The following is a 9,632-nucleotide window of genomic DNA, read 5'->3' on the forward strand; positions in this document are numbered from 1 at the left end:
ACCTAAAAAAAGGGCGCGTCAAAAGAAATAAAGGTTTGTTGAATGTTAAAGTTAAACAGTAAAATAAAGATTTTATCTACGCTTTTGATTGCATTAATGATCACTAAAGACGTATATGCCCAGGTGGTTTCATTAAAGTTGGATAAGTTGTTTTATTTTTATGATAACACAAAACCTGTGGGAGAAGTAAAAGTCTCTAATGAATCTGATTTCCTTACGGCAGTGAGATTCAAAGTTTATGATCAAAAGAAAACTCTTTCTGAGTCAATAGGATTTGATTTCGAAAAGGATTCTGAAGACATAGATGTCTTTCCGAATGAATTTATATTGTCACCCAAACGAAAGCAAAATGTGTCTTTAAATATTACTCCTATTGGAAGTGACAATACAGAACGAATCTTCAGAGTTCGCGCAATACCGGTACCTTTAGACGAAATGCTTTCAGATAATACTGAGTTGAAAAAGTTACTAAGCGAAGAGCAAAAATTGAAGTACTCACAAGAGGGAAACACAACCGCAAAACTTAATGTAGGGATAGGGTATGGTGCGATAGTAGTAACTCAACCGTTCTCTGAAATTAGGCCGAATTTATTAGATATTAGTTTTGATAAATCTGGGACAAAAGTTAATAACCGTTCTAAATATGTAGTCGAAATTTCTAATTTAATTATAAATGGCAGAGTCATGGATAATTTAATATTAAAGGGGCTTAGTAGTAAGAAATTGAAGCTGAATGAAAGAGTTAATAGTTTGAAAGGTGTTTTACAGAATGGCATTAGGATTAAATGTAACCAAAGTGGAGAATGTAATGAAATTTAAGAGGTTTGCCATAGGGGTATCTATGGCTATGTTAGGTGTGTCTTATGTTGCGCATGCCGCAACTATTAATAGATCTATCTCGCTGTCAGCGACAGTGGCTAGTTCAACATCAGATTTTTCTGTTACTGATGTGTCTGATTCATGGCCAACAACAGCCACTGAGTTTGTTTATAATGAAGCAGCCAGCAAATTTAACAACCCCAGTCCTCTTAGGATCAAAGTTAAGTCTACAGAAGACGTTTTGGTTTCATTGACGTCTGATGCAAAATTAGTCAATGGTTTGGCTGAAATCCCGGTCGCAGTTATGATTACCCAAGTGACTACTGCTGGCTCGTCTACTGCAGGTATAAAGACGGTGACCGCTACTCCACAAACGATTTACGCTAAAGCTACGGAAAGTGGTGCTGTCTCTCAGTATGATATTGATTTTGATGCTGATGAGCTGTCAATGCTAGGTGCTACCGGAGTTACCACTTCGACTCCGGCTGATGGAACTTATGCCGGTACAGTAAACCTTCTGTTTGAGTCTAATATCTAAGCGTATTGTGGATAAGAGGTCGAGCATCCTGCTCTTAACCATATTACTAGTCTTCCTGAGCAATTTTGCTCAGGGAGCTGTTCTTTCGGACCTAAATACTAGTAAAATTAGCTATGAGAAAGAAACTAACGCTAAACTCATTGGAAATAACAAATTTAATATACCTATCAAGGTTTTGATTAACAACGAGGTTTATGAGAACTTGGTATATTTAGATAGTGGAATGAACTTTCGACTTTCTAGTTCTAAAGACGCGCAATCAATTTCAGCAATACTTGATTATATCAACTCAAATGATTTTCAATTATCCTTTAGATTCGATTGTTCTGAGTATGATAGTATAGATGTTTGTAAAAATTACACAAAATTGAGTTTTGCGTTTGACTTTTCTACAGCGACACTATCGATTATTATGAAAGCTAGAGGGAAGGAGGTAAATACAAGCAGTCTTACACGCATCAATAACGATATTACCTATAATCAATACAACAATAACTACTCAGGCAATTATAATGGAGATATTAGGCATGGATTGAGCGACAATGTTTATTTAGGCGTGGATTTACGTTACTCTTGGACTAGCGAAAGTGTTAACAGTGCCGAGTTAACAAACTTATATATATCTCAAATATATAATGATATCGATTTAAAATACTCTTATCAAAGAGGATATAATAATCGATATTACGTTGACAAGTCATCAGATAATAACTATTTAACTTTAGAAGTATCAAAAGATGACAGTAAATTTAGTCAGAGCGATGATAGAACAGAGGTCATAGAATATAGCAATGAATCGGGAAGTATTAATGTACTATCTAGTGATGGAGTGATAAAAGTCACACAGCCATTAATAAGAGGTTATAATTCTATCGTTCTTGACTCGCGAGTTGTTGGTACTAATACTGCTATTGTTCAGTTAGTTGTTGATGGCGAAATAATAAAAGAGACGAATTATGCCATAGGTAGTAGTAATGAAGGTAATCGAAAGCTTCTAAGTTTTTCGTTGAGTGAAAATCTAGATGAATTATTGCTTTTTGGAAACTTTAGTTATAATGAATTGGACTATCAATTCAGTTATTCAACACTTGGAAACTACTTTCTTAATAGATTGCAATATCATTTTCTAGATTTTAATACTAGCTATCAATATATATATAGTGATGACCAGAAAAACCGTTCGGAGTATTCACTCGACTATAAAAAAAGATTTGGTATATCTTCAATAGGTGCTTCTTACTTTTATAGTGAAGGTGAGGTTACCGATAATAAAAGTATAAACCTGTACTACAATACAAAAATAGCTAAAGAATATAATTTCACTATGAGCTATCAAAAAAACTTTAATACAAGTGAATATCGTAATCTAAATATATCATTGTCAGGTGCATTACCCGGATACAAAACGTGGAATTGGACGTTAACAGCAGATAATAATTTTGTCACTAACGATCGAAATGTTTTTCTATCTCTTGCGTATTATGGAAAAAGCTCTTCTTTAATTAACCCTACGATGAGATACGCTTACGGGAACAACAGAGGAAATGAGCTGGAATTAAGAAATAAGATGGAGTTTAACGAAAATGAGTCATTAGACTTAGGTGTATCTTATGAAGAACAAAGCCAACGTATTAAGTCAGATGCGTCATTATATGTATCGAATGACTGGTTCAATAGTAATATATTTGCAAATCGAGGACAAGGTAGTGGCTATGGATTTTCACTATCAAATAGCTTTTATGCAGGTAAAGGACAAGTTTGGTCTGATAGTCAACAATACGACAACTATGCACTGCTAGACGAATACAGTGTAAATAATACCCAAATAAACTACGCAAGTCCTCTTAACGATAAAGTAGGTTTTGATCAATATATTACAGTTTCTACAGATGAGCAAAAAATGAAAGAACTTGAGAATCAATCGGGCAAAGTAAGCAGGTTTCGGATGATAAGTATTTCAGCACCAAAAGAATTAAAAAACAATTATATTGTTTACGGTCGCGTGATTGATCAACGTTCAAAGGGTTTTGGTGGGGTTGATGTAATTAATCACTCTTCTAGCGTTATTAGTGACGAAAATGGATATTTTGCGATGGTTGTAAGTCGAAATAACCCAACAATTAAATTGATGAAAGACAAAAGATGTGGTGAGTATAATATACAAGACTATGTCGATAAAAATCAATCAGTAGTTATTCTTGGGCGGTTACAATGCGAACGTTAAAAAATTATCTGACTTTATCGATTTTACTGATTTGGTCGCTAAACTCTAAGGCTTCAATTATCTCTAAGTTAGATGCCTACTCGGACAACATGGGTATACAGATTGAAGACGTAAGCGGTTTTGATGGGGCAGGAGCCGGGATCACGCATACTAAAAATACCTTAGCGGGCTATGATAGTTGGGGAACGGATTGCAATGCACCTGCAAATAGCGTCTGTTACATAAATAAAAAGTGGCATGATATTAGTGTACCATCCGGCGACAGTACTTTTATTCTAACACTGTCTACCGGCTATGTATGGGATCGTGCTGCAGTAGTCAACGGACCCGTTGGAGCTCCAAGCACTGTTGGTATAATCAATTATGGGGGATCTTCTCCTTCTGTAGCTTTTAAAGGTTATGTATTTGAAATAACGAATGATAATGGGAATTTTGATGGAGTCACTTCTTTGGGAGGCTGTAGTTATGCTTATTTAGATGCAGACCAAAAATCAATCAGAGTTACAAACAAGTTCGAGGGGCCCGGATATGAGTGTCAAATTCACGTTGTTAATGTAGATCCTACGATGGATACAGAGCTCAGGATAGCACAGAACGATGCTCAATGGCGTATCAGAGATGACTTTTACACGGGCATTGTCCCTGGTGAGTATATGGTTACATGGCCAAGTCGTCCGGCAAACTCCGATATAATAAGTTATCAAAAGCCAAGTCAGAACAAGGTAACAATCTCAAATAATATAGAATGGCAATTTAAAATAAACGTAGTAGGATATTTGGAATTTATACTAAACGACAATAGTGATCGCCGTGTGACTCTTGAACCCGGTAAAGATCACTTACTAAATATCCCTTTCGATTTGTTTACATCCTTTGATAAGCTTAAGTTTTCGACCGACTGCCTGGCAGATTGTAAACTTGTTAACCATTCAGGAACGGTAAACCTCCCTTATACGGTAGGATTTTCGCTTTCTCCAAATCCATCAATACCTAAATTTCTACTAGATCAGCCAGTATCAGTACAATATAGTGAAGGACTTAGGTATAAAGAACTTATAAAAGGGAATATTTTCGTCAAATTTGACGCTAGTAGTATAGATGATGTTGCTAACGACCCAAACTTTGATTCTAGTGACATCTTCACAGGTTCGTTTAATTTATATATAGAGCCTGAATTTAGATGATGATGTAGTGGTCAATTAATATCGGTCACGTTCTTAGGGTTTAACCAGAATAATTGCTTTGATTGTGTCTTAAAGCAGAGTTGTATTGCTTAGGGCGGATCTGGTAATAGCAGCCAATAATCTATCGAGTAATCTCTTGTGTAAATCTCCCACAAACTATGGTTTGTGTTCATTCCGTCTTCAAGGTTAAAAAGTGCTCTATTGATGCATTATGGCAGTGAACTTTTCGGTCAGTTGGGCTTTGCTTGGTATGAAATGCCATAGAAAATATCGATAACTCTGAGTTGAATAATGATAGCCTAGAGCGGTTTAGAACATGACGCCTCCAGTTTACTACAAGACTCATGAGTTATAGTGAGAGGCTTGTTCATATCTCAGGTGTTACTACTTATACACCGAGAAATTAAAGCTGAGGAAAGTAAAACGTTCATTAACAGCAATATTTATTTTTAGTAGTTCAATGCTGCCGTATATTGAAATTGTTATGGGCAGTTAAAAGTTACTCTCTCAAGGAACCAAATAACATTCTCTATAAAAATGATAAAAGAGAGAGTAACCCACAGAATTAAACAGTAAACTTATTAAGTTGTCTATGTTTTTTTCGTATCAACTCAAAATGCATGAGTTACAGATACTTGTCTTGCTTTCTGTCGATCCTTTTATGGTGTATTTTACAAATGCCATCACTATTAGTAATTCCCTAGGTCGAGTCTAGATTTAGTAAAACGATTTACGCCATATGGCGTTGTTAATGATATGGACACTCTCACCCAACCTCACACCTATACTGATTGTGTGAGGATTGAAGAGGACGCAAACCATGACAGTAACAACTTTAGGGATCAATGTGGCAAAATTATCTTTTACTCTACATGGCATAGATCAACAAGGCTCTGTGTTGATCAAAAGAATGTTAGGAGAGCGAACTTAGCTCAGATGATACCAGAGCTTGAGCCATGCTTAATTGGAATGGAGGCTTGTTCAGTAGCTCACTATTGGGCTTGATTGTTCATAAAAATAGGTCACAGCGTTAAATTCATGCTTCCTCAATTTGTAAAGCCTTACGTTAAATCTAATAAGAACGATGCGGCTGATGCTGAAGCTATTTTTGAGGCGGTAACTCGACCTAATATGCGCTTTGTACCAATATAAACAGTAGAGCACCAATCCATTCTGTTGGTACATAAAACTGGTGAACGATTGGTTTCTTTAAGAACGGGACTAGTCAATCAACTAGAAGGGTTACTAGGTGAGTTTGGCATCGTCATCCCTAAAGGGTCTTCAGCATTAAATAAGCAAATTCCTTTGATTTTAGAGGGTGCAGAAAATGGGCTGACAATGACTCTCCGTAGTTTGGTGTCACAGTTGAAAGAGTTAATCGACGAGCTAGATATACAAAGCAAAGAGCTAATTAAACAAGTTGACTCTTGTCACCAACTTAATGAAGATTCGCAGCGAATTGCTCAAATCCCAGGAATAGGGCCAATGACGCCAACATCATTAGTAGCTAGCATCGGTGACTCAAAATCGTTCAATAATGGTCGGCAAGTATCTGCTTGGATCGGGCTTGTGTCTAAACAGTTTTCTACTGGAGGTAAATAAGTCCTATTAGGCATAAACAAAAGAAGCGCTGGATACTTGAGAAGGTTACGTGCTCATGGGGCTCTAGCTGTCCTTGGTCATCTGAAACAAAACTTTGATTTGATCTTGGAACTCAAAGTTCGTGTTGTTGATAAGAGCACATTCAGCAGAAACCATTAAGAGTCTTAGAACTCGGATATATGTCTGCAATCGACTACCAATTTTCCAATTGCTACTTGCCAATAAGGAGTGTCCATATATGATTAAATCAGGCAGAAGATCAACGACGCTTTGCCAACTGCCGTCAGTTACTGACGGGCATATCTAGTCCTATGACTTTGACATTCGCCATGATTTCACCAAATTGAGCGTTGTAAAATATCAAGCTCAATTTGCAGCTTGTTAGTCCTTTATATTGAGGCATCGCGGTCTCAGATAATGAGCGAGAGTGATAACCAGATTCGGCTTTCCACTTTGCTATTCTGGCATTTTTTGGAGCTACCACCGCTTCGTTTCTGGGACGACTATCTTCCCAAAGCGCCGCATTTTTTGGAGGCGGAATCAACCGAGTACAACCTTTGTAAGCGTTCACTGGTAGGTACTTGACTCAGTGAACTAGAGGCTAAAGCTATTGGGGGAGGTTGATTAAGGTTAACCGCCTGCACGATTTCTGCTAACGCAGGCAAGGTTGACATCCCTCGCTTATTACTGGTCTCCACAAGTGAATGCACTCTGCCTTTGAACTTGTCACTGGCATCAGATGTCTCGGCGGAGCAAATCTTACACTGGATAACACATCCACGTATTCGCCGCTCCGCTTCGTTGTTAGTCCGAGATATCGAGGTATCCTTTAGAAACAGCAATAAGCGTTTACCAATGGGATGGCAGTTTTTCAAATCGACCTTTGTAGCGCCGTAGGACTATCCCACTGCCTTTTTGAAGCCAGTGATTAAACGATTTTCGAAGCCTGTTCATACGACGGATATATTGTACATACTGGATTTTTTCTCTATCTGGGCGGTGGCGTATTCTAAAGACCATATTTGAGATAAGTGTCAGACGTTTACCAACATGAGAAGTATCACCACCGACACTATAATCTGCTATCTGCTATGGATTCCTCTTTACATGAGACCAGCACAGTTTATGTTTTTCTGGTTTCAACCAGTTGCTTGGCATTGGTCGGTGACGACTAAGCCCGAGTAGTTCGCACCTAACATGGCCTTGGCAGAATGAGAGAATAAAATCTTTTTGTAGACAAGGTCTTCATTCGCTACCAACCAGCGCCAATGTAAGCTCTCTTCACTATTGCGAGGTTGGGATGCTTCTTCGACATGAACCAACGATGCAGTTTGGATACTGTTGCGAATTGCGTGATGCAAAGGGGGCAACATTGAAGTAACTTTGGTGTGTGCTTCACTGATGGCACCAACAGAGAAAGTTGTGCCTAGTTCCTCTTTTAACTGAGAACGGATCTTGGGGGGACTTAAATGATATTGTCCAGCCAACACAACGATGCAGCTGAACAGGTTAGGCGCCATAATACCTTGTGGGATATTGTTAGGTTTCTTTGCTCTAATGACCTCACTACAGTGTTGGTACTGGCCTTAAAATCGTTGGTATTCAGTGATATCAACCGTAGCTTTGGTATTTCGTGTACTAGATGACGACAAAATGGGTTATGGCGAACGGAAATTTCCTATTCACCACAGCGCAGACAAGTTGAGTCAGGCAAGCAGTCAATGACAGTGTCAGTATCCTCTAGCTCAGAGAGTTGTCGTTGACTCCTTAAGTGGCCTTGTTTAGCTCCCCTCGAATTGCGGCCACCGGAGCTTTGCGCATTTTCGTTCAGCCCGTTCTTTCGGACCATCGGGAGAAGGCGGCTTGGAAGAGTTAGAGTAACTTGTTCTCAGCTTGCCTTCACAATCGCACAGTTGCTCCCATAGAGTTTCGATGAGCGCGTTAGATTCATTGATGTTGGAAGTAATAGGTGGTGCTTGTGTAAATTTGCACTTTTTCATATCTCCAGCTTGAAGGCTAGGAATGATCACTCTAGAAGAAAAAGTAAATCAAGTGCGATGAGTCACACTTGAATGTCAATAAAGGACTGGTGAACACTTACTAACCTTTCTTTTTCAGAATCTCATGGCAATTTTTGGTGTCGTAGGCTCCATCGGCAGATACTGCAGTGATTTTTCTGCGTGGTGGATTGGGCAACGTCGGTAGCACTTTACTATCGCCAACATTTACAAGGCTGACTTCCGCACTAAAAGCTTCGTGAGTATCCAAATCTACAGTTAGGTGCAGTTTACGCCATGTTCTGCGTTTTTCTGCCCCATGCTTTTTCTATTTCCACTCAGCCTCGTCAAAGACTTTGAGACAATAGCTATATGGCGAATAGCTCCTCTAGGTCTATTGCGATATTTAACCTGAACCGCACGCGTTAATAGAGAGAAGATATCCTGGATCATCAAGGCAGTTTCAATTGCTGTATCTGAATACTGGAAGCCTCTACCACGCTTACCATGATAGGCCCTACATTGCTATGCATCTATGGCTGAGTCATCTATCCAAAATGTAACTGACCCTACTTTGCACAAGGCTTTATAGTACTAGGTCCAGTTGGTTATTTTCTTTTTTGCTTTATCCATATTACCAACGTCCTAGCCATCATAAAGGACCTGGTAGCGAGACTTTGAAAAGGTGCAATGGATTTAGGCAACAACGGCACGCCTTATACAAAAGCAGAAAGATAAATTCTCGGAGATCATTGATATTTCAGGAAGTACACAGCAACTCTTTAGGTTATTGATTCTTTCGGTAATCTACTAACAGCGCAATAAAATTACGAAAGTATTAATGTGTTCACGATGCTTAGACGGGAGCAATGAAATTTAGTTGGTAATCTATACATGAACAGAAATATAAGCATTGAAAATTCAAGGGCTAGACTTGTTTTATCGTTAGGAATTTTCATCCTTGTGAGAATAGCAATGTAGTAAAGGTCTCGGCGTTGCTCAACTGTTGTTAAGGTAATGTGTCAAATGGAAAGTGTACATCTGGGTTTGGTAACATTTAAGAAACACTCGTAAAAACCAAATGAGCAACGAGATGCTACTATACTCAAAGCTAAGTGTGATATCGATCGCATAAATAAAGTAATCGTGTGAAATGTCATCTAATTTATAAAATTTATGGATCGGTATCACTAAAAAATGTTGTAAAATCAATGTTAATTTATATATTTGGCATCAATATCTCAAAAATGAGACATAGGCTTGGGAGC

At 38.3% G+C, this 9,632-nt stretch carries 5 protein-coding genes and 3 pseudogenes; 5 read left to right on the forward strand and 3 right to left on the reverse strand.

What is annotated here, in order from left to right:
* Positions 1-42: 42 nt before the first annotated feature.
* The 5 genes from MMA19_RS15410 to MMA19_RS15430 all read left to right on the forward strand — a co-directional run bounded on the left by MMA19_RS15410 (position 43) and on the right by MMA19_RS15430 (position 6,367).
* Positions 43-819 carry a hypothetical protein gene (locus MMA19_RS15410; RefSeq protein ID WP_171391187.1) on the forward strand — a complete coding sequence of 259 codons (777 nt, stop codon included), beginning with the start codon at positions 43-45 and terminating at the stop codon, positions 817-819.
* On the forward strand, positions 809-1,357 hold the full coding sequence (locus tag MMA19_RS15415; protein ID WP_240206593.1) for a hypothetical protein: 549 nt from the start codon (positions 809-811) through the stop codon (positions 1,355-1,357). Before MMA19_RS15410 ends, MMA19_RS15415 begins: the two co-directional genes overlap by 11 nt.
* Positions 1,358-1,580: 223 nt before the next feature.
* Entirely contained in the window at positions 1,581-3,581 is a 2,001-nt protein-coding gene (locus tag MMA19_RS15420) for a CS1-pili formation C-terminal domain-containing protein (RefSeq protein WP_240206594.1), read from the forward strand.
* Positions 3,569-4,765: a hypothetical protein gene (locus MMA19_RS15425; RefSeq protein ID WP_240206595.1), complete on the forward strand. Its 1,197-nt coding sequence runs from the start codon at positions 3,569-3,571 to the stop codon at positions 4,763-4,765. Before MMA19_RS15420 ends, MMA19_RS15425 begins: the two co-directional genes overlap by 13 nt.
* A 1,200-nt stretch (positions 4,766-5,965) precedes the next feature.
* Positions 5,966-6,367 carry a transposase gene (locus tag MMA19_RS15430; RefSeq protein ID WP_240206596.1) on the forward strand — a complete coding sequence of 134 codons (402 nt, stop codon included), beginning with the start codon at positions 5,966-5,968 and terminating at the stop codon, positions 6,365-6,367.
* A gap of 283 nt (positions 6,368-6,650) precedes the next feature.
* Here MMA19_RS15430 and MMA19_RS15435 read toward each other — a convergent pair.
* The 3 pseudogenes from MMA19_RS15435 to MMA19_RS15445 form a co-directional block, all read right to left on the reverse strand.
* A pseudogene (locus MMA19_RS15435) lies at positions 6,651-6,926 on the reverse strand (IS5/IS1182 family transposase); the annotation flags it as partial.
* Between the two features lie 52 nt (positions 6,927-6,978).
* Positions 6,979-8,367, reverse strand: a pseudogene (locus tag MMA19_RS15440) (IS66 family transposase); the annotation flags it as partial.
* 103 nt (positions 8,368-8,470) lie between these two features.
* Positions 8,471-8,946 (reverse strand): annotated as a pseudogene (locus MMA19_RS15445) (transposase); the annotation flags it as partial.
* Positions 8,947-9,632 lie beyond the last annotated feature (686 nt).

Origin of the sequence: Vibrio sp. CyArs1 (assembly GCF_022432925.1) — a bacterium.
Lineage (GTDB): Bacteria > Pseudomonadota > Gammaproteobacteria > Enterobacterales > Vibrionaceae > Vibrio > Vibrio mediterranei.

Coding starts and splice junctions, on each gene's coding strand:
- MMA19_RS15410 (WP_171391187.1), top strand. CDS start 43: ATGTTAAAGTTAAACAGTAAAATAAAGATTTTATCTACGCTTTTGATT.
- MMA19_RS15420 (WP_240206594.1), top strand. CDS start 1,581: ATGAACTTTCGACTTTCTAGTTCTAAAGACGCGCAATCAATTTCAGCA.
- MMA19_RS15425 (WP_240206595.1), top strand. CDS start 3,569: ATGCGAACGTTAAAAAATTATCTGACTTTATCGATTTTACTGATTTGG.
- MMA19_RS15415 (WP_240206593.1), top strand. CDS start 809: ATGAAATTTAAGAGGTTTGCCATAGGGGTATCTATGGCTATGTTAGGT.